The sequence below is a fragment of the Staphylococcus croceilyticus genome, assembly GCF_002902575.1.
In the GTDB taxonomy this organism is placed as follows: Bacteria; Bacillota; Bacilli; order Staphylococcales; family Staphylococcaceae; genus Staphylococcus; species Staphylococcus croceilyticus.
In genome coordinates this window covers 1-24,086 of the sequence record NZ_PPRD01000016.1, presented here as the reverse complement: position 1 = coordinate 24,086, position 24,086 = coordinate 1, and the positions used below count along the sequence as shown (strand labels likewise).

20 protein-coding genes and 1 pseudogene are annotated in these 24,086 nt (G+C 33.6%); 20 read left to right on the top strand and 1 reads right to left on the bottom strand.

The window, feature by feature from the left end; all coding sequences use genetic code 11:
- Positions 1-142: 142 nt before the first annotated feature.
- From rbfA to rny, 17 genes and pseudogenes are all read left to right on the top strand, one after another.
- On the top strand, positions 143-493 hold the full coding sequence (gene rbfA, locus CD128_RS03875) for a 30S ribosome-binding factor RbfA (RefSeq protein ID WP_103328767.1): 351 nt from the start codon (positions 143-145) through the stop codon (positions 491-493).
- Between the two features lie 100 nt (positions 494-593).
- Positions 594-1,514 carry a tRNA pseudouridine(55) synthase TruB gene (gene truB, locus CD128_RS03870; protein ID WP_103328766.1) on the top strand — a complete coding sequence of 307 codons (921 nt, stop codon included), beginning with the start codon at positions 594-596 and terminating at the stop codon, positions 1,512-1,514.
- A gap of 14 nt (positions 1,515-1,528) precedes the next feature.
- A complete protein-coding gene (locus CD128_RS03865; protein WP_103328765.1) occupies positions 1,529-2,500 on the top strand; it encodes a bifunctional riboflavin kinase/FAD synthetase in 972 nt (323 codons plus the stop codon).
- A 118-nt stretch (positions 2,501-2,618) separates the two neighbouring features.
- Complete coding sequence (rpsO, locus tag CD128_RS03860; RefSeq protein WP_103299157.1) at positions 2,619-2,888, top strand: 30S ribosomal protein S15; 270 nt, start codon at positions 2,619-2,621, stop codon at positions 2,886-2,888.
- 133 nt (positions 2,889-3,021) lie between these two features.
- On the top strand, positions 3,022-5,118 hold the full coding sequence (gene pnp, locus CD128_RS03855) for a polyribonucleotide nucleotidyltransferase (protein WP_103299156.1): 2,097 nt from the start codon (positions 3,022-3,024) through the stop codon (positions 5,116-5,118).
- Between the two features lie 240 nt (positions 5,119-5,358).
- Positions 5,359-7,032, top strand: a complete 1,674-nt coding sequence (gene rnjB / locus CD128_RS03850; protein WP_103328764.1) for a ribonuclease J2 — start codon at positions 5,359-5,361, stop codon at positions 7,030-7,032.
- 1,010 nt (positions 7,033-8,042) lie between these two features.
- Positions 8,043-9,710, top strand: a pseudogene (locus CD128_RS03845) (DNA translocase FtsK); the annotation flags it as partial.
- A gap of 2 nt (positions 9,711-9,712) precedes the next feature.
- The gene (locus CD128_RS03840; protein WP_103328762.1) at positions 9,713-10,429 is read left to right on the top strand and encodes a GntR family transcriptional regulator; all 717 of its coding nucleotides are present in this window, start codon (positions 9,713-9,715) and stop codon (positions 10,427-10,429) included.
- A gap of 26 nt (positions 10,430-10,455) precedes the next feature.
- Positions 10,456-11,742 (top strand): EF-P 5-aminopentanol modification-associated protein YfmF, encoded by a 1,287-nt coding sequence (gene yfmF, locus CD128_RS03835; protein WP_231917252.1) that lies wholly within the window; start codon positions 10,456-10,458, stop codon positions 11,740-11,742.
- Positions 11,732-13,021 (top strand): EF-P 5-aminopentanol modification-associated protein YfmH, encoded by a 1,290-nt coding sequence (gene yfmH, locus CD128_RS03830; RefSeq protein WP_103328761.1) that lies wholly within the window; start codon positions 11,732-11,734, stop codon positions 13,019-13,021. Before yfmF ends, yfmH begins: the two co-directional genes overlap by 11 nt.
- Positions 13,021-13,725 (top strand): elongation factor P 5-aminopentanone reductase, encoded by a 705-nt coding sequence (gene ymfI / locus CD128_RS03825; RefSeq protein ID WP_103328760.1) that lies wholly within the window; start codon positions 13,021-13,023, stop codon positions 13,723-13,725. The genes yfmH and ymfI overlap by 1 nt, the downstream gene beginning before the upstream one ends.
- Positions 13,726-13,857: 132 nt before the next feature.
- Positions 13,858-14,688, top strand: a complete 831-nt coding sequence (locus CD128_RS03820; RefSeq protein ID WP_103328759.1) for a YmfK family protein — start codon at positions 13,858-13,860, stop codon at positions 14,686-14,688.
- Between the two features lie 21 nt (positions 14,689-14,709).
- Positions 14,710-15,102 carry a helix-turn-helix domain-containing protein gene (locus CD128_RS03815; protein WP_103328758.1) on the top strand — a complete coding sequence of 131 codons (393 nt, stop codon included), beginning with the start codon at positions 14,710-14,712 and terminating at the stop codon, positions 15,100-15,102.
- A gap of 33 nt (positions 15,103-15,135) precedes the next feature.
- Positions 15,136-15,711: a CDP-diacylglycerol--glycerol-3-phosphate 3-phosphatidyltransferase gene (gene pgsA, locus CD128_RS03810; protein ID WP_103299148.1), complete on the top strand. Its 576-nt coding sequence runs from the start codon at positions 15,136-15,138 to the stop codon at positions 15,709-15,711.
- A 156-nt stretch (positions 15,712-15,867) separates the two neighbouring features.
- Complete coding sequence (locus tag CD128_RS03805) at positions 15,868-17,010, top strand: CinA family nicotinamide mononucleotide deamidase-related protein (RefSeq protein WP_103328757.1); 1,143 nt, start codon at positions 15,868-15,870, stop codon at positions 17,008-17,010.
- 172 nt (positions 17,011-17,182) lie between these two features.
- A complete protein-coding gene (recA, locus tag CD128_RS03800; protein ID WP_103299015.1) occupies positions 17,183-18,229 on the top strand; it encodes a recombinase RecA in 1,047 nt (348 codons plus the stop codon).
- Positions 18,230-18,467: 238 nt separating this feature from the next.
- Positions 18,468-20,027 (top strand): ribonuclease Y, encoded by a 1,560-nt coding sequence (gene rny, locus CD128_RS03795; RefSeq protein WP_103328756.1) that lies wholly within the window; start codon positions 18,468-18,470, stop codon positions 20,025-20,027.
- A gap of 168 nt (positions 20,028-20,195) precedes the next feature.
- On the opposite strand, the gene CD128_RS03790 is transcribed toward rny, so the two are convergent.
- Positions 20,196-20,411: a hypothetical protein gene (locus CD128_RS03790; RefSeq protein WP_103328755.1), complete on the bottom strand. Its 216-nt coding sequence runs from the start codon at positions 20,409-20,411 to the stop codon at positions 20,196-20,198.
- Between the two features lie 159 nt (positions 20,412-20,570).
- On the opposite strand from CD128_RS03790, the gene CD128_RS03785 reads away from it, so the two are divergent.
- The 3 genes from CD128_RS03785 to CD128_RS03775 form a co-directional block, all read left to right on the top strand.
- On the top strand, positions 20,571-21,365 hold the full coding sequence (locus CD128_RS03785) for a TIGR00282 family metallophosphoesterase (RefSeq protein ID WP_103328754.1): 795 nt from the start codon (positions 20,571-20,573) through the stop codon (positions 21,363-21,365).
- 148 nt (positions 21,366-21,513) lie between these two features.
- Positions 21,514-23,274, top strand: coding sequence for a 2-oxoacid:acceptor oxidoreductase subunit alpha (locus tag CD128_RS03780; RefSeq protein WP_103328753.1), 1,761 nt, complete (start codon positions 21,514-21,516; stop codon positions 23,272-23,274).
- Positions 23,275-24,086, top strand: an 812-nt coding sequence (locus CD128_RS03775; protein ID WP_103328752.1) for a 2-oxoacid:ferredoxin oxidoreductase subunit beta, incomplete at its 3' end; no start/stop codon positions are given.

The window sequence follows — 24,086 nt, the reverse complement described above, 5'->3', positions numbered from 1 at the left end:
AGTTGATTAGGTGGACGATAAAGTATTGTCCACCTTTTTTAAGAAATAAAAACAATTTCTAATTTCTAAAGTTTAAATGAACTGAAATAAGGAAATTTATAAAATAAATAGATTTAAAACATCGATTAAAGAGGTGACACAAATGAGTAACATGAGAGCAGAACGTGTTGGCGAACAAATGAAAAAAGAAATTATGGATATCGTTAATAATAAAGTGAAAGACCCTAGAGTAGGATTTATCACAATTACTGATGTTGAGTTAACAAATGACTTATCACAAGCTAAAGTATTTTTAACAGTACTTGGTAGTGATAAAGAAGTGAAAGATACTTTCAAAGCTTTAGACAAAGCGAAAGGATTTATTAAATCTGAACTTGGATCAAGAATGAGATTACGTATTATCCCAGAATTATTCTTTGAATATGATGAGTCAATCGAATACGGCAATAAAATTGAAAAAATGATTCAAGACTTACACAAACAAAATAAATAATAAAAAATTGGCTGGGGCATTATATCGTGCCTCAGCCTCTCAATTATTATTGAAATAGTATTTATACATAAAATTGGTTTTAAGATAAGGGTGTGAAATGATGTACAACGGTATTTTACCCGTATATAAAGAACGTGGGCTTACAAGTCACGATGTTGTATTTAAATTAAGAAAAATTTTAAAAACGAAAAAAATAGGCCATACTGGCACACTTGATCCTGAAGTCGCAGGGGTGTTACCTATTTGTATCGGTCCTGCTACTAGAGTAAGTGACTACATTATGGATATGGGTAAATCTTATAAAGCGACTGTTTCAATTGGTATGAGTACGACTACTGAAGACCAAACTGGAGAAGTCGTGGAAAAGGTTAACATTGCGCCAAATGAACTTAATGAACGCCAAGTTGATGGGGTATTGGAAAATTTTCAAGGTGTCATTACACAAATTCCACCAATGTATTCTTCAGTAAAAGTGAATGGTAAAAAATTGTATGAATATGCGAGAAATGGTGAAACAGTAGAGCGACCGGAGCGAAAAGTGAATATTAAACAAATCGAACGTATATCAGATTTAGTCTTCGAAGATAATCAATGTCATTTCGATATAATTGTTCATTGTGGAAAAGGTACATACATTCGTACGCTTGCTACTGATATAGGTAAAGAACTTGGCTATCCAGCGCACATGTCTTTATTAACGCGTACAACTTCAGGTGGTTTTGATATAGAAGAAAGTTTAACACTTGAGCAAATTTCAGATTTCCATGAGCAAGACACATTACAATCTCATCTATTTCCTATAGAATATGGTTTGAAAAGTTTGCCTGAGATACATATATCAGATGAAAATATGAAAAAAAGAATTTTAAATGGCCAGAAATTTAATAAGAAAACATTTAAAAAATCTATAAAAAGTGATCAACTTGTATTTAAAGATGCAGAGACTGACAAAGCAATGGCTATTTATGTTCAACATCCTGACAAACCATACGAAATTAAGCCTAAAAAAGTATTCAATTAAAGGAGTTAGACGTTATGAAAGTGATAGAAGTAACCCATCCAATTCAAAAAGACCAGTTAATTCAAGAAGATGTAGCCATGGCATTTGGTTTTTTTGATGGTATGCATCGTGGACATAATAAAGTATTTGAAGCATTAGATGAACGTGCTCAAGAGAAACATTTAAAAAAAGCAGTGACAACGTTTGACCCACATCCTTCTGTAGTGTTAAATCCAGAACGTAAGCGCACGGATTATTTAACACCGCTTTCTGATAAACTTGAGATGATTGAACAACATGACGTCGATTATTGTATTGTCATTAATTTTTCTTCTCGATTTGCTAATGTAACTGCCGAAGAATTTGCGCAAGAATACATCATTAATAACCATGTTAAAGAAGTCGTTGCCGGTTTCGATTTTACATACGGCAAATTTGGAAAAGGGAATATGTCAGTTTTAAACGAAATGGAAGAATTTAATACCACTATTGTTGGTAAACAAGAAATGGAATCTGAGAAGATTTCGACAACTGCAATAAGAGAAGCATTAAAAAATGGCGACTTGAAAAAAGCAAATGAACAATTAGGTTATTTATATCGTATCAAAGGTACAGTAGTACAAGGTGAAAAACGTGGACGTACAATTGGTTTCCCTACTGCAAATGTGCAACCTAGTGATGATTATGTGTTACCGAAAAAAGGTGTATATGCAGTAAGTATGGCGATTGGTGCTGAAAATAAAATCTATCGTGGTGTAGCGAATGTAGGGGTGAAACCCACATTTCATGATCCATCAAAAGCAGAGGTAGTCATTGAGGTAAACATCTTCGACTTTAGTGATAATATTTACGGTGAACGCGTGATTGTTTATTGGCATCACTACTTAAGACCAGAGGTTAAATTTGATGGCATTGACCCATTAGTAGAACAAATGAACAATGACAAAGAACGTGCCAAATATCTATTAGCTGTTGATTTCGGAGATGAAGTATCGTATAATATCTAAAGTTGAGTTTTATAAATCAGTATAAGACTTATCAAAATTATTCCTTTCTCTTGGCAAGTTGAAACTCCGACGCTTAGCTCAGATTAAGGTGTATACAAAATTTAGGAGGAATTTAATTATGGCAATTACTCAAGAACGTAAAAATGAAATTATCAAAGAATATCGTGTACACGAAACTGACACTGGTTCACCAGAAGTGCAAATCGCTGTTTTAACTGCAGAAATCACTGCATTAAACGAACACTTACGTGAACACAAAAAAGACCACCATTCTCGTCGTGGATTATTAAAAATGGTAGGTCGTCGTCGTCACTTATTAAACTACTTACGTGGTAAAGATATTCAACGTTACCGTGAATTAATTAAATCATTAGGTATTCGTCGTTAATATTAATATATTTAAAGGAAAGCACCACTTGGTTTGGTACTTTCCTTTTTTTATCTTTTAAACAATCACTAATATAAAATTATAAAAATAAATGATATGATGTAGGTATTAGATTTCAGAGAGGAGATTCATAATGTCTCAAGATAAAAAAGTTTTTAAAACTGAGTGGGCTGGAAGATCGTTAACGATTGAGACAGGTCAATTAGCAAAACAAGCTAATGGCGCAGTATTAGTGCGCTATGGTGATACGGTAGTATTATCAACGGCTGTAGCCTCAAAAGAACCTCGTGATGGTGACTTTTTCCCATTAACAGTGAACTATGAAGAAAAAATGTATGCTGCTGGTAAAATTCCTGGCGGTTTCAAAAAACGTGAAGGTCGTCCTGGAGACGAAGCTACATTAACTGCACGTTTAATTGATAGACCTATTCGACCACTTTTCCCAAAAGGCTACCGTCATGATGTACAAATTATGAATACAGTACTAAGTGCTGATCCAGATTGTTCACCGGAAATGGCAGCAATGATTGGTTCATCAATGGCATTAAGTGTGTCTGACATTCCTTTCCAAGGACCAATTGCTGGCGTAAATGTCGGTTACATTGATGGGGAATATGTAATCAATCCTACACTTGAACAAAAAGAAGTCTCACGTTTAGATTTAGAAGTAGCCGGACATAAAGATGCAGTCAACATGGTTGAAGCAGGCGCAAGTGAGATTACTGAAAAAGAAATGTTGGAAGCGATCTTCTTTGGTCACGAAGAAATTAAACGTTTAGTTGCATTCCAAGAAGAAGTCGTTGAGCATATTCAGCCAGTTAAGAAAGAATTCGTACCTGTTGAACGCGATGAAGAACTTGTTAATAAAGTGAAAGCTTTAACAGAAGAAAAAGGCTTGAAAGAAACAGTCTTAACTTTCGACAAACAACAACGTGATGAGAATTTAGATGCTTTAAAAGCTGAAATTGCAACTGAGTTTGTGGACGAAGCTGATCCTGAAAATGAATTATTAATTGATGAAGTTTACGCTATTCTTAACGATTTAGTTAAAGAAGAAGTACGTCGCTTAATTGCAGACGAAAAAATTAGACCAGATGGTCGTAAACCAGACGAAATTCGTCCATTAGACTCTGAAGTTGGTTTATTACCTCGTGCACATGGTTCAGGATTATTTACACGTGGTCAAACACAAGCGTTATCTGTATTAACATTGGGCGCTTTAGGCGATTATCAATTAATTGATGGTTTAGGACCTGAAGTTGAAAAACGCTTTATGCATCATTATAACTTCCCTAACTTCTCAGTAGGTGAAACTGGTCCTGTAAGAGCACCAGGCCGTCGTGAAATTGGACATGGTGCTTTAGGTGAAAGAGCATTAAGATATATCATTCCAGATACGGCTGACTTCCCATACACAATTCGTATTGTAAGTGAAGTATTAGAATCTAACGGTTCATCTTCACAAGCTTCAATCTGTGGTTCAACGCTTGCATTAATGGATGCAGGTGTTCCTATTAAAGCACCAGTAGCAGGTATTGCGATGGGGCTTGTAACACGTGAAGATAGTTATACTATTTTAACGGATATCCAAGGTATGGAAGATGCATTAGGTGATATGGACTTTAAAGTGGCAGGTACTAAAGAAGGTATTACTGCAATCCAAATGGATATTAAAATTGATGGTTTAACACGAGAAGTGATTGAAGAAGCACTTGAACAAGCACGTCAAGGTCGTTTAGCCATCATGGATCACATGTTACAAACGATTGATCAACCACGTAAAGAATTAAGTGCGTATGCACCTAAAGTAGAAATCATCCATATCAATCCTGATAAAATTAGAGATGTTATCGGACCTGGTGGTAAAAAAATCAACGAAATTATTGATGAAACTGGCGTAAAATTAGATATTGAACAAGATGGTACAGTCTTTATCGGTGCAGTTGATCAAGCGATGATTACACGTGCTCGTGAAATCATTGAAGATATCACACGTGAAGCTGAAGTTGGTCAAGTCTACAATGCTAAAGTTAAACGTATCGAGAAATACGGCGCATTTGTAGAAATCTTCCCAGGTAAAGATGCATTATTACACATCTCTCAAATTTCTAAAGAACGTATTAATAAAGTCGAAGATGTATTAAAAATTGGCGATACAATTGAAGTTAAAATTACTGAAATTGATAAACAAGGCCGCGTTAATGCATCTCACAAAGCATTAGATGAATAAGAAGTTGTAAAGTTAAAGGTTAGGACGTTTGATGACGTCTTAACCTTATTTTTATCTTTAATAGATTTCTGCTTTATTCTTTTTTGAAAATGAAAATTCAAACAAAAAACAACTATTAATAGTTATTGCCTATATTAGAAGGAGTAATGAAGTACTTTAATAGTGTACATCCTACATAAATTAAATTATAATAAATGATGAGTTTATATGGACGGGGATTTTAATATAGGAGGTAACATTTTGAGTTTAGTAAAGAAAAAAAATGATGATATTCGCATCATCCCACTCGGTGGTGTTGGCGAAATCGCTAAAAATATGTATATCGTTGAAGTAGACGATGAAATGTTCATGTTAGATGCTGGGTTAATGTTCCCAGAAGATGAAATGTTAGGTGTAGATATTGTGATTCCTGACATTCAATATGTAATTGAGAATAAAGAAAAATTAAAAGGTATCTTTTTAAGCCATGGTCATGAACATGCAATTGGTGCTGTCAGCTATATTTTAGAACAAATTGATGCGCCAGTTTACGGTTCTAAATTGACATTAGCGCTAGTTAAAGAAAACATGAAATCAAGAAATGTGAAGAAAAAAGTGCGCTATTATACAGTAAATCATGACTCAGTCATGCGTTTTAAAAATGTAAACATCACATTCTTTAATACAACGCATAGTATTCCAGATAGCTTAGGTATTTGTATCCATACTTCTTATGGTTCAATCGTTTACACTGGTGAGTTTAAATTTGACCAAAGTTTACGAGGTCATTATGCGCCAGATATTAAACGAATGGCTGAAATTGGTGAAGAAGGTGTATTTGCATTAATCAGTGATTCTACTGAAGCAGAGAAACCTGGTTACAATACACCGGAAAATGTTATCGAATCACATATTTATGATGCATTCGCTAAAGTGCGCGGACGTTTAATTGTGTCTTGTTACGCATCTAATTTCATTCGCATCCAACAAGTGCTTAATACGGCTAGTAAATTAAACCGTAAAGTCTCATTCTTAGGACGTTCATTAGAAAGTTCATTTAACATTGCACGTAAAATGGGATATTTTGATATTCCAAAAGACTTATTAATCCCTATTAATGAAGTTGAGAATTATCCTAAGAATGAAGTCGTGATTATTGCTACAGGTATGGAAGGCGAACCTATTGAAGCTTTAAGTCAAATGGCTCAACATAAACATAAAATTATGAATATTGAAGAAGGCGATTCAGTTTATTTAGCAATTACCGCTTCAGCTAACATGGAAGTAATCATTGCCGATACATTGAATGAACTTGTTCGTGCAGGTGCGCATATTATTCCTAATAATAAAAAAATTCATGCATCTAGTCATGGTTGCATGGAAGAATTAAAAATGATGATTAACATCATGAAGCCTGAATACTTCATTCCTGTACAAGGTGAATTTAAAATGCAAATCGCTCATGCTAAATTAGCTAATGAAGCGGGCGTTGCACCTGAAAAGATTTTCCTTGTAGAAAAAGGCGATGTCATTCACTATGATGGCAAAGATATGGTATTAAATGAAAAAGTACAATCAGGTAATGTTTTAATCGATGGTATTGGTGTTGGCGATGTAGGTAACATAGTATTAAGAGACCGTCATTTATTAGCAGAAGATGGTATCTTTATCGCAGTTGTTACTTTAGATCCTAAAAATAGACGTATTGCTGCAGGACCAGAAATTCAATCCAGAGGTTTTGTGTATGTACGTGAAAGCGAAGACTTAATGAAAGAAGCTGAAGAAAAAGTACGTGAAATCGTTGAAGCAGGACTTCAAGAAAAACGTATCGAATGGTCTGACATTAAACAAAATATGCGTGATCAAATTAGTAAGCTTTTATTTGAAAGTACGAAACGTCGTCCAATGATTATACCAGTCATTTCTGAGATATAAGATATATATAATAAAAAAGAGGTCGGGACAACACATCACAACAGTGTAATAATTAAACGTTAGAGTATCATAAACTCACGTATTTAGTTAGTCACTTTGTTGCAAGGCTATTTTAGTCTGAAGATGTATGACATTGTCTCAACCTCTTTCCTAATTTTTATGAAAAATGAAACCAATACATAGTCATAACTTGTTTTAAGCAATACATATAAAAATTTAACGCATGAAATAAAAGAAGGTGTACAAATTTGCCACAAACTAAGAAAAAAACAACTACTAGAAAAAAAGGAACTTCTACACGCGCACGTAATACTAAAAAGAAAAAGCAACAAAAAACGGAAAGTTCTTCTTTAAGATATATCGTAGCAATTGTAGTTGTCATTTTATCAGTATTAGGCATGTTTCAACTCGGCATTGTTGGACGAATGATTGATAGCTTCTTTAATTACTTATTTGGTATGAGTCGCTATCTTACATATATCTTAGTCAGTTTAATTACAATTTATGTTGCTATGCAAAAACGATTTCCTAAGTCACGCCGAACGATTGGCTTAATTCTATTACAATTCGTTTTATTAATCGTCGCACAAATTATATATCATATGACCAAAGGTGTTGTAGCGGAGCGAGAACCGGTGCTCTCTTATGTCTATAAATCTTATAACCACACACATTTCCCAAACTTTGGGGGAGGTTTAATTGGTTTTTATTTATTAAAAGTATTTGTGCCATTAATTTCTATTGCTGGAGTCGTAATTATTACTTTATTACTACTAGCTTCAAGTATTATTTTACTTATGAAATTACGTCATAGAGATGTTGCTAAATTATCTCTTGAAAAGATGAAATCATCGAGTTCAAGTGCTTCGTCTAATTTTAAAGAAAAAAGAGAGCAGAATAAGATTAAAAAAGAAGAGCGTGCTCGTGAAAAAGAAAAACGCGCACGAGAGCGACAATTACAAAAAGAGCAAGAAGAAGAGGAACGCTTACAACGCGAAAGAGAAATTACAGATGTTAGTGATTTCCCAGAAGTAGAAGCACCGCCTGAAGATATTCCAATTTATGGGCATAACGATAGTTCGGAAGAGAAACCGGCATCTAAAAAAAGAAAAAAACGTCGCTTCGACTTTGATGAGGACACACCTTCTGAACGAGTTCCAAAAGCAACTGGACCTAAGCCGTCAAAACCACAACAAGACACTTCATCAGAAGACAATAATCAAGCGGGTGGCTCTATTTCAGAAGCTGGAGAAGTCTCAAATGTTGCTTATCATATTCCACCTTTATCATTGTTAAAACAGCCAGTTAAACAGAAAGCGACATCAAGAGCTGAAGTACAAAGAAAAGGTCAAATTCTTGAATCTACAATGAAAAACTTCGGTGTTAATGCGAAGGTCACACAAATCAAAATTGGCCCAGCGGTTACTCAATATGAAATTCAACCAGCACAAGGCGTAAAAGTGAGTAAAATCGTTAATTTACATAATGATATTGCGCTTGCATTAGCTGCAAAAGACGTGCGAATTGAAGCGCCAATTCCTGGACGTTCAGCAGTAGGGATTGAAGTACCAAATGATAAAATTTCATTAGTTACTTTAAAAGAAGTATTAGAATCTAAATTCCCAGCACAAAATAAATTAGAAGTTGGGTTAGGTCGAGATATTTCTGGGGAACCGATGACTATCCAGCTAAATGAAATGCCTCATTTATTAGTCGCAGGTTCTACCGGTAGCGGTAAATCAGTATGTATTAACGGCATTATTACTAGTATTCTATTAAATGCTAAGCCGCACGAAGTCAAACTTATGTTAATCGATCCTAAAATGGTAGAATTAAATGTATATAATGGCGTGCCACATTTATTAATTCCAGTAGTTACAAATCCTCATAAGGCATCACAAGCATTAGAGAAAGTTGTAGCTGAAATGGAACGTCGCTATGATTTATTCCAACATTCTTCAACGCGAAATATTGAAGGGTATAATCAATTCTTACGTCGCCAAAATGAAGAGTTGGATGAAAAACAAGCCGAATTACCTTATATCGTAGTTATTGTTGATGAGTTAGCTGACTTAATGATGGTAGCAGGTAAAGAAGTGGAAAATGCTATTCAGCGTATTACGCAAATGGCACGTGCAGCAGGTATCCATTTGATTGTTGCTACACAAAGACCATCTGTAGACGTTATTACAGGTATTATCAAGAATAACATCCCATCACGAATTGCGTTTGCTGTAAGTTCTCAGACTGACTCTAGAACGATTATTGGTTCTGGAGGAGCTGAAAAGCTTCTCGGTAAAGGTGATATGTTATATGTTGGTAATGGAGAATCTTCTCAAACGCGTGTCCAAGGGGCATTTTTAAGCGATCAAGAAGTACAAGATGTTGTGAATTATGTAGTAGAACAACAAAAAGCTAATTATGTGAAAGAAATGGAACCCGATGCACCTGTAGATAAATCAGAAATGAAAAGTGAAGATTCATTATATGATGAAGCTTATTTATTTGTGATTGAACAACAAAAAGCAAGTACATCCTTATTACAAAGACAATTTAGAATTGGCTATAATAGGGCATCAAGATTAATGGATGATTTAGAACGCAATCAAGTTATCGGTCCTCAGAAAGGCAGTAAACCAAGACAAGTCTTAATAGATTTAGATGATGAAGAGGTGTAAAAATGACAGAAATAAACTCAGTTTTTAAAGTAAAAGAGTATATATTTAGACAGATTAAAAATCAATCTTTAAAACCTGGTGACAAACTTCCTAGCAATTTAGAAATTGCTAGAGAAGTGAATGTCAAAACAGATGATGTCTATGACGCAATTGGGGAACTCATTACAGAGCAAGTCTTAACAGATAACTTTGAAGAGGGACCAAGTGTTAAAACGTTACATCCTTTCTTTTATCCATTAAATAAATTATTTAGCATCAATGACATGATTGAGCAAGCGGGATATCAATCTAGAACAGAATACTTAAGTTTAGAACAACAACCAGCATCATTATGGGATGCTCAAATGCTAGGAATTGAGGACAAGCAGCCTATTACGATTATTGAACGCTTACGTACTGCTAACCATCAACCCGTTATATATTGCTTAGATAAAATTGCTAAAAGTAATTTAACTTGTGCAGAATATCAAATTAGTGATGGTTCAATGCTTAAAGCAATAGAGACTAATACAGGTCACAAAGTTGCCTCTGCTGAAACTGAAGTTGAAGCGATTAGTTATGAACCTCATATTTCTGAAATATTAAATGCTTCTCCGCATGAAGGTTTAATGTTATTAAAGGTTGTACATTATGATGAAACGGGTAAACCTATTTTATATTCATTAAATTATGTTAAAAGTAGCTTAGTTAAATTCAAACTGACGCGCACAAAGCTTTAAAACTTAATAAGGAGTGAGATGTTACATTGAAATCGCAAGTAAATAAGGATAAATATCAACATATCAATATATTGCCTACTGAAAAATTTAAAACAACGATGATTACTTTTAAATTTATGGCACCGCTTGATTATAATACAATCACAGCAAGGTCGTTATTAAGTAAAGTTTTAGTACGTGGTACCCAAAAATGGCCAACTGATAAAGCATTGAATAGAGAATTATCAGAATTATATGGGGCTTATATCAATAGCTTTGTATCTAAATTTAAAGATAAACACGTGATTACTATCTCACTAGAAATTGTTAATGAACGTTATCTTAGAGACAATACACCATTGTTTGAAAAAGGACTTAATTTACTACAAGAAGTGATTGCTAACCCACTTATTGAAGATAAAGCATTTAATCCTACTTTTGTATCGCAAGAAAAATCATTATTATCTAAAAAAATTGAGTCAATTATAGATAATAAAGCACAATATTCATTTTTAAATTTACTTAAATATATGTTTAAAGATGAACCATATCGTTATCTAGCAACAGGACAAATTGAAAACATAGCGCAAGTTACATCTGAAAGTTTATATGATACATATCAATCTATGATTAATAATGATGACTGTTCTGTATATGTAGTAGGAAATGTAGATGAAACTGAAGTAAGTCGATTGATTGAAGACAAATTTGATATTAAACCATTTGTACTTCAACAAATAGCTATGCCTGAGTTGGATTACAGCCAAACTGAACCTCAATTCATTATTGAAGAGGATGAAGTAGATCAAGCTAAGCTCAACCTTGGTTATCGTTTCCCTACGCGTTTTGGAGCTAAAGATTATTATGCTCTTGTTGTTTTAAACACTATGTTCGGAGGAGATCCTTCTTCTGTATTATTCAGTGAAGTGCGTGAAAAACAAAGTCTAGCTTATTCAATCCATTCACAATTAGATGGTAAAAATGGCTATTTATTTGTTTTAAGTGGCGTATCAGTTGATAAATATGAAATCGCTAAAGAAACTATTTTAAAAGAATTCGAGAAGTTTAAAAATGGAGAATTTGAGGACAATAAATTAGCACTCGCTAAAAAGATTATTGTTTCACAACGTCAAGAAATTGCAGATAGACCGAAAAGTATTATTGAGGTTATGCAGAACCAATTACTTCTTGAAGAAGCACAAACTGATGAAGAATATATTCAAGCTATCATGAATGTGACAAGAGAAGATGTCATTGATATGGCTAATAAAGCCTTACTAGATACTATTTATGTGCTTACAAAAGGAAAAGGAGGTCAAACTAATGAAAAATAAGTATTATGAACTCATTGATGAGCATGTGTTTGAACATGAACTAGAGAATGGTTTACGTTTATTTGTGATTCCAAAAAAAGGGTTTCAAAAAACATTTGTTACATATACGACTCAGTTTGGCTCATTAGATAGCACATTTAAACCTCATCATAGTGATGAATTTGTAACTGTGCCAGATGGTGTTGCTCACTTTTTAGAACATAAATTATTTGAAAAAGATGAAACTGAGGATTTATTTACTACGTTTGCAGAAGACAATGCTCAAGTAAATGCTTTTACTAGTTTTGATCGTACAAGTTATTTATTTAGTGCAACAGATAATGTTGATAGTAATATAAAACGTTTACTTGAAATGGTAGAGACGCCTTACTTTTCAAAAGAAACAGTAGATAAAGAAAAAGGAATTATAGCTGAAGAAATAAAGATGTACCAAGAACAACCAGGCTATAAGATTATGTTTAATACATTACGCGCTATGTATCAAAATCACCCGATTAGAGTGGATATTGCAGGTAGTGTGGAAAGTATTTATGACATTACGAAAGATGATTTATATTTATGTTACGAAACGTTCTATCACCCTTCAAATATGGTGTTATTCGTAGTAGGAGATGTAGATCCTGAGCATATATGCGAAGTAGTTGAAGCGCATGAAAATAAACGTCATAAAACGAATCAACCAAGCATTCAAAGAGGTCCAATTGATGAACCCGACAATGTGATAACACCTTATGTTACTGAAGAAATGAAACTACAATCGCCAAGATTAATGTTAGGTTTTAAAAATCAACCTCTAAATGAAACACCTGAAAAATACGTACAACGTGACTTAGAAATGACTTTATTCTTTGAATTAGTATTTGGTGAGGAGACTGAATTCTATCAAGTATTATTGAATAATGATTTAATTGATGACACCTTTGGCTATCAATTTGTTTTAGAATCTACATACAGTTTTTCAATTATTACAAGTGCGACTCAACATCCTGATAAGTTAAAAGAAGTGCTCTTAAATGAGTTAAAACAACGTAAAGGGGCGTTGACTGATACTGAAGCCTTTGAATTATTGAAAAAGCAATTTATTGGTGAATTTATTTCAAGTTTAAATTCTCCAGAATATATTGCGAATCAATACGCAAAATTATACTTCGAAGGTGTAAGTGTATTTGATATGTTAGATATTATTGAAAATATAACACTTGATAGTATTAATGAAACGGCAAATCAATATTTAAACTTAGACAATTTAGTCGACAGTCGCTTGGAGATTAAGCAATAATGAAAGCTTTAGTGATGGGTGGCTCTGGTAGTATAGGCACTGCAATTGTAGAACGATTATTGGAAGATAACTTTGAAGTTGTCGTGCAATATCATCATACGGATGTAACCATTTTAAAAGAAAAATATCAAAATGAAGCGGTGGAATTTATTCAAGCTGACTTGACGAAAGATATCGATTTAGAATATACCTTTGGTCATATTCAGCATTTAGACTGCTTAGTGTATAGTGCAGGTACAGCCTTATATGGCATGATTCAGGATATGACTGATGACGATATTGACCAAAGTTATCACATTCATGTAAAGCAATTTATAAGATGTTGTCGATACTTTGTAGATACGTTGCGTCAAAGCCCTAATGGAAGAATTATTGCGATTTCTTCTATTTGGGGAGAGGCGGGTGCAAGTATGGAAACAATTTATTCTGCAATGAAAAGTGCTCAAATTGGTTTTGTTAAGGCGTTGAGTCAAGAATTAGCAATGACCAATGTGACGGTAAATGCGGTAACGCCCGGATTTGTTTCTGGTAACATGTCTCAAACATTTAGTGATGCTGAAAAAGAAGTCATTTTAGCGGAACTTCCTCAACAACGAATGGTAACGCCTGAAGAGGTAGCGCATACGTGTGCTTATTTGTGGCATCCATTTTCTCAAAGTGTTACAGGTACCGTTCAAAAAGTGAATGGCGCTTGGTACTTATAGATACATACGAAGTTTAAAGTGTAAAGAGTTAAATTATTAATTAGTATTACGTAAATAAATGATATAATATGACTATCATTTTAAGAATGCATGCTAATGCTAAATTGATATTTAAACAAGGGGCGGATGTAGATGACGATTGCCGAAAAAAAAGAATGGTATCTTGAATATGAAATCACTGTGAATCGTGCTGGTCTGTTAGGGGATGTTTCAAGTTTACTTGGCATGTTAGGTATTAGCATTGTCACAATTAATGGTGTAGACCAAGGACGTCGGGGATTACTAATTAAAACGGATAATCTTGAAAAGGTTAAACGCTTTGAGCATATCATTAAAGAGCTTAATGAAATCGAAATTACTAAATTGCGCTTACCTGAATTACGTGATCGACTAGCAGTACGTCATGGTAGATATATCGAACAAGATGCAGATGATAAGAAGACATTTCGTTTTGAACGTGAAGATTTAGGATTACTGGTAGACTTTTTAGCTGAACTTTTCAAAGAGGAAGGTCATAAGCTCATTGGTATTAGAGGAATGCCTCGTGTTGGGAAAACTGAATCAATAGTAGCTGGTAGTGTGTGTGCCCATAAACGTTGGTTATTTATCAGTTCAACATTAATTAAACAAACTGTTCGTAGCTCACTTATTAAAGGTGAATATGAAGCAAATCATGTTTATATTATTGATGGTGCAGTTACGGCAAGAGAAACAAATCCTAAACACCAAGAATTAGTAAGAGAAGTAATGGCATTGCCATCCATTAAAGTAGTGGAACATCCCGATTTATTTGCGGAATCATGTAATTACAGTATAGATGATTTTGATTATATTATTGAATTACGTGAAGATGAACATCAAGAAATACAATATGAACATATGAAACAACAAACTGTTAAAAGTAAAAACACATTAGATTTTAGTGAAGATACATTTGGCGGAGGCTTTGGATTTTTTGAATAGTAAGTGTGGAGGCTTTTGAAAGTGAAAACAATTGGAGAAACTTTAAAAGGTAGAAGAGAAAGATTAGGAATGACACTAGCTGAACTCGAAGAACGTACGCAAATTAAGCGTGAGACATTAAAGCTTATTGAAGGCAATCGTTTCAATGAATTAGCTAAATTGGATTATGCTGAAGGCTTTATCAAACGTTATGCTAGTGTAGTCAATATAGATGCAAATCAACTTATCTCAGCGCATAAAAGTGAAATTCCAAGTAGCCAGAATCAATTAGATGAACTCCTTTATCGCTATCATAATGATGATGCGCCTACTTATCGCACTAAAAATAAAGAACCATTACAACTTGCAGTCATAATGGGTGGAATCGTTCTTATTACTTTTGTTCTTTGGGTTTTAGCAGTATTAATATTATAATTAAAAGAGATAATTTAGAAATGAGGCTTTAACATGAATATACCAAATCAAATTACAGTTTTTAGAGTAATACTCATTCCTGTTTTTATTTTATTTGCTCTAGTTAACTTTGGATTTGGCAGTGTATCAATTTTAGGCGGATATGAAATTCGTATTGAGCAACTTATTGCTGCTATCGTATTTATCGTAGCATCATTAAGTGACTTTTTAGATGGCTATTTAGCAAGAAAATGGCAATTAGTTACAAATATGGGGAAATTTTTAGATCCTTTAGCAGATAAGTTATTAGTTTCAAGTGCACTTATCGTAATGGTTCAAATGGACTTAACTAATTCAGTAGTAGCTATTATCATCATAGCTCGTGAATTTGCAGTGACAGGCTTACGTTTATTACAAATTGAACAAGGTTTTGTCAGTGCAGCAGGTCAATTAGGTAAAATTAAAACTGCAGTAACAATGGTCGCTATTATTTGGATTTTACTAGGTGATTTATTTGTACACTGGATTGGTTTCCCAATTGGTCAAGTCTTACTTTATATTGGCGTATTCTTTACGATTTTATCTGGTATTGAGTACTTCTATAAAGGTAGAGATGTTTTTAAACATTAAATTAGTGAAATTATTAACCGAGAATAGTAGTAAGAATCTTTTTCTTACACATATTCTTGGTTTTTTATTTTTATAAGCCTAAGTTTAGATTAAATAGATGAAGATGTTTATAATATGTATGTTGTGTATGACGATTATTACAAGGAGGAGTCATAGATGAATATTTCAATCATTGCAGTAGGTTCGGAATTATTACTAGGTCAAATTGCCAACACTAATGGTCAATATCTATCTAAACTATTTAATAGTATTGGAAAGAGCGTAGTAGAACATACAGTTATTGGAGATAATCCTCAAAGACTTGAATATATAATTAAAGAAGGTTTAAGACGTTTTGATACTTTAGTATTAACTGGTGGCTTAGGACCAACAAAAGATGATTTGACTAAGCACACAGTGGCTAAAGTTCTTGACAGAGAACTTGTCACAGATAATGATGCTTTAGAATATATTGAACAATATTTTAAAGAACAAGGACAAGAAATGACACCTAATAATAAGCAACAAGCTTTAGTCATAGAAGGTTCTAAAGTGTTAAAAAATAATTATGGTATGGCTCCAGGTATGTTAGTGGAAAAAGATGATAAGAAAGTAGTGTTATTGCCAGGGCCACCACGTGAAATGCAACCGATGGCTAAAAATGAATTACTTCCTTATTTAATGGACGATGATAAAGTTATCTTTTCAGAACAACTAAGGTTTGCGGGCATAGGTGAATCAAAAGTTGAAACAGTACTTATGGATTTAATAGATGAACAATCTAATCCTACTATCGCGCCGCTAGCTGGCACACATGAAGTGTATATTAGGTTGACAGCAAATGCCGATACAAAAGAGAAATGTCAACATCTTATAGCGCCAGTTAAAGAAGAAATATTAAATCGCATAGGCGAATACTATTATGGCTCAGATGATATCGTCATTGAACAATCAGTAATGAATGCAATGAAAGAGACATTTAGTATTTATGATGGAGTAACAAATGGAGCTATATATACTCGTCTAAAAAATTATGATGATGAAAATATTTTAAAAGGAGTATTACCAGATTCAAAAGTCTTCCTCAATAGAAATGATAAAATTGAAGATAAAGTAAAAGAAGCGGCCCAATATGTAAAAGATTTATATAAAACAAAAGTGGGTATAGCTTTACTACATGAAAATGAACATGTTGTCTTAGGAATGTATCGAAATGGTGAATTTAAAATAGATTCATTTAAAATGTCACAGAAAAGAAAGCTACTTCAAAACAGAAGTCAAAATTATGCATTAATAAGATTACTAAATTGGCTTAAGTAAGGAGCTATTTCAGCAAAAACTTAATTTTTAAGTACACTTGTTCGATATTTGAAGTTTTATATTTCTAAAATGCGAACAAATATTCGCAAAATGCTTGTAATTCATTCTGATAGAGAGTATAGTATTAGATAAGATATTAAATAGATAACTATCTCATTTAGGAGGTTTCGCTTTGGATAATGAACGTCAAAAAGCTTTAGATACAGTTATTAAAAATATGGAAAAATCATTCGGTAAAGGTGCCGTTATGAAATTGGGCGACAATAAAGGTCGTCGTGTTTCAAGCGTTTCAAGTGGTTCAGTCACTTTAGATAACGCATTAGGAGTCGGTGGATATCCTAAAGGAAGAATTATTGAAATTTATGGACCTGAGAGTTCAGGTAAAACAACAGTTGCTTTACACGCTATTGCAGAAGTACAAAAAAATGGCGGCGTAGCTGCATTTATCGATGCTGAGCATGCGCTTGATCCAGTGTACGCAGAAGCTTTAGGCGTAGATATTGATAACTTATATTTATCTCAACCAGACCATGGTGAACAAGGTTTAGAAATCGCTGAAGCATTTGTACGAAGTGGCGCAGTAGATATCGTTGTTGTCGACTCTGTAGCTGCTTTAACACCAAAAGCTGAGATTGAAGGGGAAATGGGCGACACTCATGTAGGTTTACAAGCTCGTTTAATGTCACAAGCATTACGTAAACTTTCAGGTGCCATCTCTAAATCCAATACTACAGCAATCTTTATTAACCAAATTCGTGAAAAAGTCGGTGTTATGTTTGGTAATCCAGAAACTACACCTGGTGGTAGAGCATTAAAATTCTATAGTTCTGTTCGTTTAGAAGTACGTCGTGCTGAACAATTAAAACAAGGACAAGACATTGTTGGTAACAGAACTAAAATTAAAGTTGTTAAAAACAAAGTAGCACCTCCATTTAGAGTAGCAGAAGTAGATATCATGTATGGTCAAGGTATTTCTAAAGAAGGCGAATTAATCGACCTTGGTGTTGAAAATGAAATCGTTGATAAATCAGGCGCTTGGTACTCATATAATGGTGAAAGAATGGGTCAAGGTAAAGAAAATGTTAAAACTTACCTTAAAGAAAACCCTCAAATTAAAGAAGAAATTGATCGTAAATTACGTGAAAAACTTGGTATTTTTGATGGTGACGTAGAAGAAAAAGAAGAAGAATCACCTCAGTCATTATTTGATGAAGAATAATATTTAGTATTTTAAATAATATATAACTAGAAGTAGGTGAAAGAAAGCTTTCACCTGCTTTGTTTTATACAAAATTTATTTGATATTGTATATGTAAACTGAATCTTATGTGCAATTTCATATCTTGACACTACCAACTTTATAAACGTACAATTAATATGTATAATTATTATACAACTTATAAAATCATATAGATTTTGATATACAAAGCAAATACCTAGATAAAGGAGGTGTTTATGTGAATTTATTAAACCTCCTACTCATTTTGCTGGGGATTATTCTAGGGGTTGTTGTAGGGTATATTGTAGCCCGAAATATATTGCATCAAAAGCAATTACAAGCTAGACAAACTGCTGAAGATATTATTAGGCATGGTCAAAAAGAAGCCGAAAATATCAAAAAAGAAAAATTATTAGAGGCAAAAGAAGAAAATCAATTTTTAAGAGAACAAACTGAATCTGAACTACGTGAAAGACGTGGTGAGCTTCAAAGACAAGAAGCCCGACTTCTTCAAAAAGAGGAAAACTTAGATCGAAAGTCTGATCTTTTAGATAAAAAAGATGAGATTTTAGAACAAAAAGAATCTAAACTTGAAGAAAGACAACAACAAGTAGATGCAAAAGAGAGTAGTGTTCAAACATTAATAATGAAGCATGAACAAGAATTAGAACGCATCTCCGGACTAACTCAAGAAGAAGCTGTTAATGAACAACTTCATAGAGTAGAAGAAGAACTGTCACAAGATATTGCAGTACTTGTTAAAGAAAAAGAAAAAGAAGCAAAAGAAAAAGTTGATAAAACAGCGAAAGAACTATTAGCTACTACCGTTCAAAGATTAGCTGCTGATCATACTACAGAATCAACTGTATCAGTAGTTAATTTACCAAATGATGAAATGAAAGGCCGAATCATTGGTAGAGAAGGTAGAAATATTCGAACTTTAGAAACATTAACAGGTATCGATTTAATCATCGATGATACACCCGAAGCGGTTATCTTATCTGGATTTGATCCAATAAGACGTGAAATCGCTAGGACTGCATTAGTCAACTTGGTGTCTGATGGACGTATCCATCCAGGACGTATTGAAGAAATGGTTGATAAAGCTAGAAAAGAAGTTGACGATATTATTAGAGATGCTGGAGAACAAGCTACATTTGAAATTAATGTTCATAATATGCATCCTGACTTAGTTAAAGTCTTAGGTCGTCTAAACTATCGTACTAGCTATGGCCAAAATGTTTTAAAACATTCTATTGAAGTTGCGCATTTATCAGGAATGTTAGCAGCGGAATTAGGAGAAGATGTCAATTTAGCTAAACGTGCTGGTTTACTTCACGACGTTGGTAAAGCCATTGATCATGAAGTTGAAGGTAGCCACGTAGAAATTGGCGTAGAATTAGCAAAAAAATATGCTGAGAATGACACTGTAATTAATGCTATTCATTCTCACCATGGTGATGTAGAACCAACATCAATCATTTCAATATTAGTAGCTGCAGCTGATGCACTTTCTGCAGCAAGACCAGGTGCCCGTAAAGAAACACTTGAGAACTATATCCGCAGACTAGAACGTTTAGAAACATTATCTGAAAGTTATGATGGTGTGGAAAAAGCATTTGCTATTCAAGCGGGTAGAGAAATCAGAGTTATTGTATCACCTGATGAAATTGATGACTTGAAGTCGTATCGATTGGCTCGAGACATTAAAAATCAAATCGAAGAAGAATTACAATATCCTGGTCACATCAAAGTGACAGTTGTAAGAGAAACAAGAGCAGTTGAGTATGCGAAATAATTTTTAACAGACCTAATTTATTGGGTCTGTTTTTTTCGTTTTTATAGTAAGTAACGGAGACTGCTGAAAAGAAACAATTAGTATAATTATTAATTTAAAAAAATAAGCTAGAAGTTGAGACGTTATTTTTTAACGTTAACTTCTAGCTTTTAAAATATCAGTCATTCATTATTTAAGTTGTAAATCAGCTTTTCTTACTTCAGAAATTATTTCAGCAGTATCATAGCAATTTGTAGCGATATTAGAATATCTTTCTGCTAAACGATAAGCATTGATATATAATTCTAAACTTTCTTTAGCAATATCTTCAGCATCCTCAGATTTTGATGGATTAGATGTAACTACTAATTCTGCAAATTTTTCAGGATCAATGTTAATTGACATATAATTATTACAACTCCTATTGTTTTTATAAATTTATATTATCATATGTTGATTACATGCTAAAGTAAAGTGAGGCATAAATTTAAATAGAGTCCAAATCATCTCTTTAAATCTATTCCTTTTTGAATTAAACTGTTTTTATGAGAGGATGAACATTTAATGAGAATATTATTTATCGGGGATATTGTTGGTAAAATTGGTAGAAATGCTATTAGTGAATATTTGCCTAAAATTAAACAAGCGTATAAACCAACAGTTAGTATCGTAAATGCGGAAAATGCCGCTCATGGTAAAGGTCTAACAGAAAAAATTTATAAACAACTATTAAGAGATGGCGTAGATTTTATGACAATGGGTAATCACACGTATGGTCAACGTGAAATTTACGATTTTATTGATGATGCTAAAAGAATGGTTCGCCCAGCGAATTTCCCAAGCGAAGCTCCTGGTGTTGGAATGCGCTTTATTCAAATTAATGATATTAAATTAGCGATTATAAACTTACAAGGTCGCTCATTTATGCAAGATATAGACGACCCATTTAAAAAAGCAGATCAATTAATTGAAGAAGCAAAAAAAGAAACGGATTATATCTTTGTGGATTTCCACGCTGAAACTACATCAGAAAAGAATGCTATGGGATGGTATTTAGATGGTCGAGCAAGCGCAGTAGTTGGCACACATACGCATATTCAAACATCTGACGACCGTATTTTACCCCAAGGCACTGGATATATTACCGACGTAGGAATGACAGGTTACTATGATGGTATCCTGGGAATTAATCGCGATGAAGTAATTGAACGCTTTATCACAAGTTTACCTCAAAGACATGTAGTTCCAAATGATGGAAGAAGTGTTCTTTCAGGTGTTATTATTGATTTAGATAAAAATGGTAGAACGAAGCACATTGAAAGAATTTTAATCAATGACGATCATCCTTTTAGTAAATAATATATTTTGCGTTTAATAATTTTTATTGAAAATGGATTTATTATAGTCCATTAGTATGAATTTAATCAAATGCCACTGTTGACATAGTAAGACGGTGGTTATTTTTGTTATTATTTAAGATGAATTATTTCCACAGGAGGCATATGATATGAAATCACAAATATCATGGAAAGTGGGCGGACAACAAGGTGAAGGAATTGAATCAACAGGTGAAATATTCGCCACAGCAATGAACCGCAAAGGTTACTATCTATATGGATATAGACATTTCTCTAGTCGTATCAAAGGCGGTCACACAAATAATAAAATTAGAGTATCTATCGAACCGGTTCACGCGATTAGCGATGATTTAGATATTCTAGTTGCATTTGACCAAGAAACGATTGAGCTAAATCATCATGAGATGAGAGAAGATAGCATTATCATTGCGGATGCTAAAGCAAAACCTAGTAAACCTGAAGATTGTCGTGCACAATTAATTGAATTACCTTTTACGAGCACCGCTAAAGAATTAGGTACAGCGCTTATGAAGAACATGGTAGCAGTAGGCGCAACATGTGCAATTATGGATTTAGAGACGAACACGTTTGAAGAACTTATTCATAACATGTTCAATAAAAAAGGCGATAAAGTCGTTGAAATGAATATTGAAGCTTTAAACCAAGGATATAATTTAATGAAAGAGCATTTATCTGAGGTTGAAGGTGACTTCACATTAGAAGCAAATAATGAAGATCCACATCTGTATATGATTGGTAATGATGCAATCGGATTAGGTGCTATCTCAGCAGGTTCAAGATTTATGGCTGCTTATCCAATTACACCCGCTTCAGAAATTATGGAATATATGATTGCGAATGTTCCTAAAGTTGGGGGCACAGTTGTTCAAACTGAAGACGAAATTGCAGCGGCTAACATGGCTATTGGAGCTAACTATGCTGGAGTAAGAGCATTTACAGCTAGTGCTGGACCAGGTTTATCATTAATGATGGAAGCTATTGGTTTATCAGGTATGACTGAAACGCCATTGGTTATTGTTAATACTCAGCGTGGAGGTCCTTCAACAGGATTACCTACGAAACAAGAACAATCAGATTTAATGCAAATGATATATGGTACACATGGCGATATTCCTAAAATTGTCGTAGCTCCAACTGATGCTGAAGATGCATTCTATTTAACAATGGAAGCTTTTAATTTAGCAGAAGAATATCAATGTCCAGTCATTGTATTAAGTGATTTACAATTGTCATTAGGTAAACAAACTGTTAAAAAACTTGATTATAATAAAATCCAAATTAAACGTGGAGAGTTATTACAATCTGATATAGAACGTGAAGAGGACGACAAACAATACTTTAGACGTTATGCATTAACAAGTAATGGTGTATCTCCTAGACCGATTCCTGGAGTTAAAGGTGGTATTCACCATGTGACTGGTGTTGAGCATAATGAAGAAGGTAAACCAAGTGAAGCAGCTGAGAACAGACGTCAACAAATGGAAAAACGTATGCGTAAAACAGCTGATATATTAATTGAAAATCCTGTAGAGTTAAATGAAGCACATGACGAAGCGGATATATTATATATCGGATTTATTTCAAGTAAAGGTGCCATACAAGAAGGTACTAAACGCTTAAATGAAAAAGGTATCAAAGTAAATACAATGCAAATTCGTCAATTGCATCCTCTACCAGTAGAAATGATTCAAAACGCTATAGATAAAGCTTCAAAAGTAGTTATCGCAGAACATAACTATCAAGGACAATTAGCAAATATTATTAAAATGAACACAAATGTTCAAAGTAAATTAATCAACCAAACTAAATATGATGGTACGCCATTCTTACCTCATGAAATTGAAGAAAAAGGATTAGAAATAGCTAAAGAAATTAAGGAGTTGGTTTAATTGGCTACATTTAAAGATTTCCGAAATAATGTTAAGCCAAATTGGTGCCCAGGTTGTGGAGATTTCTCTGTTCAAGCAGCTATCCAAAAAGCAGCAGCTAATGTTGGACTTGAACCAGAAGAAGTAGCAATCATTACAGGTATAGGTTGTTCAGGTCGTTTATCAGGTTACATTAATTCATATGGTGTTCACGGTATTCATGGACGTGCTTTACCACTCGCTCAAGGCGTTAAAATGGCTAACAAAGATTTAACAGTTATTGCTTCAGGCGGAGACGGAGACGGTTATGCCATTGGTATGGGACATACTATTCACGCTTTACGCCGTAATATGAATATGACTTATATTGTTATGGATAACCAAATTTATGGTTTAACAAAAGGTCAAACTTCTCCTTCTTCAGCAGTTGGGTTTGTAACTAAATCTACGCCTAAAGGTAATATTGAAAAAAATGTAGCACCATTAGAATTAGCATTGTCTTCAGGTGCGACGTTTGTGGCACAAGGATTCTCAAGTGATATTAAAGCATTAACAAAATTAATTGAAGATGCTATAAATCATGACGGTTTTTCTTTCGTAAATGTATTCTCACCATGCGTAACATATAATAAAATCAATACGTATGATTGGTTTAAAGAACATTTAACTAGTTTAGATGATATTGAAGGATACGACCCAACGGATAAACAATTAGCTATGAAAACTGTATTAGATCATGAATCTTTAATTAAAGGTATTGTTTATCAAGATACGGAAACACCTTCATATGAATCTCAAATAGAAGAATTAGAAGAAAGTGCACTATCTAAAAG